The sequence below is a fragment of the Pseudomonas sp. Sample_24 genome (genome assembly GCF_004307605.1).
In the GTDB taxonomy this organism is placed as follows: domain Bacteria; phylum Pseudomonadota; class Gammaproteobacteria; order Pseudomonadales; family Pseudomonadaceae; genus Aquipseudomonas.
The window spans coordinates 1-1,842 of the sequence record NZ_RCNW01000203.1; the positions used below are offsets into that span (position 1 = coordinate 1).

The 1,842-nt window shown below is 61.0% G+C and carries 1 protein-coding gene and 1 pseudogene; both read right to left on the minus strand.

Going from position 1 to position 1,842, the window contains the following annotated elements; translation table 11 throughout:
* Nucleotides 1-72 precede the first annotated feature (72 nt).
* Complete coding sequence (locus D8V06_RS10275; RefSeq protein WP_130930915.1) at nucleotides 73-1,668, minus strand: GMC family oxidoreductase; 1,596 nt, start codon at nucleotides 1,666-1,668, stop codon at nucleotides 73-75.
* Between the two features lie 98 nt (nucleotides 1,669-1,766).
* Nucleotides 1,767-1,842: pseudogene (locus D8V06_RS10280) on the minus strand (twin-arginine translocation pathway signal protein); the annotation flags it as partial.

Genomic DNA, 1,842 nt, shown 5'->3' on the forward strand with positions numbered 1-1,842 from the left:
GCAGCCTTCCCGGTCGGCCAAGTCGCCTGTTGGGTAAGAAAGCACTATAGACGATGCGAATAATCGCTTTTTTCACGGATTTTTTAAACGTTCGGCCAGAGAAGTCGCCAGTTGCGCCGTCAGGCCGTAGACCGACAACTGCGGGTTTGCGCCAATGCTGGTAGGGAATAGCGAGCCGTCATGAATCGATAGATTGGCCAATTGATGGTGCCGGCCGAGGCTGTCGGTCACGGCATTTTTCGGATCTTCGCCCATCGCGCAACCCCCCATCACATGCGCGCTGCCCAAACGAGTGCGGTACAACTCCAGGCTTAGACCGTCAATCAGCGTGCGTGCCTCGGCGAGGGTTTTGACGTAGCGCGCGTCGGCGTGCATCGGCATCACCGCCCGGGCGCCGCCGGCGAACTGGATCTCGGCCATCGTGTGGAATGCCCGGCGCAACCCGTCCCAGGTATAAGGCGAGATTTGGTAATCGAGTACTGGCGTGTCGTCGCTGCGTAATTCGACGTTGCCACCCTGGCTGTCCGGGTGAAAACCGTCGCGCAGCAGTGCCAGCATGGCGTGCGTGTGCGGCAGGTTGGTCATGTGCCCGGCGTTTTCTTCGCCAAAGCCCCCGAGTAATGTCGCGGCCAGCGCCGGGTGTAGCGGTGGAACTTCCAGTTTGTAGGCCATGGGGCCGGTAGTGCCGTTCTGCCATTGGAAATGATCGGAATAAATGGACTGCGGCGCGCCATAGAACGGGTTGACGACCTCGTCGAACAACGCAGCGGACATGTTCACCGGATGCAGGAACGTGCGTTTGCCCAAGCGTTCGTGCGGATCAGGCGCTCCGGAACGCATCAACAAGCCTGGTGAGTTGATGCCACCGCCGGCCAGCACGTAATGCCGCGCCTTGACCGTGATCTTGCGACCGGTGGGTTCGACGCAGCGCTCGTCCATCGCCACGCAATGCAGGCCGGTGACTTTGTCGCCGCTGATGACGAGTTTTTCGGCGCGGGCCAGGTAAAGCAACTCGCCGCCCTTTTCCAGGGTCGCTGGAATGGTCGTGACCATCATCGATTGCTTGGCGTTGGTCGGGCAGCCCATGCCGCAATAGCCGAGGTTCCAGCAGCCGCGCACGTTGCGCGGGATGACATGCCAGCTGTAGCCGAGTTTTTCGCAGCCTTTGCGGATCACGTCGTTGTTGGCATTGGGCGGGACCATCCACGGCGCGACGCCCAGACGCTGCTCCATTTTTTCAAACCACGGCGCCATGTCGGCCGGGCTGTGACCCTTGACGTTGTGCTCTTTGGCCCAATGCTCCAGGGTCGGTTGCGGAGTGCGAAAACTGGAAGTCCAGTTGATCAGCGTGGTGCCGCCCACCGCCCGGCCCTGAAGGATGGTGATCGCGCCATCCTTGCTCATGCGCCCGATGCCTTCCTGATAGAGACTGGCGTAGGCCTGGTCTTCGAGCAGTTTGAAGTCGCTGCTGGTCTTGAGCGGACCTTCCTCGATCAGCAGCACTTTGTAGCCGGCTGCGCTGAGGATTTCGGCGGTGGTGCCGCCACCGGCACCGCTGCCGATGATCGCCACATCCGCTTCGAGGGTCAGGTCCTGGCTCAGTTGCGAACCGTTATGGGTTTTCCAGCCGCGGGCCATGCCTTCGCGGAACGGATCGGGTACGGGCATCTTCGGGTTCTCTTATTGTTCTGGATATTTTGGTGAGGCAGATGACGCCTTCGCTGCAGCAGGAGCGAGGCTTGCCCGCGAAAGGCTCGATACGGTTTTCAAACCGTTGGCGGTCCGGGATAGCCGCAATGCGCCCACGATTCCTGGCGGCCGTACCAGGCCATCATCACCAGT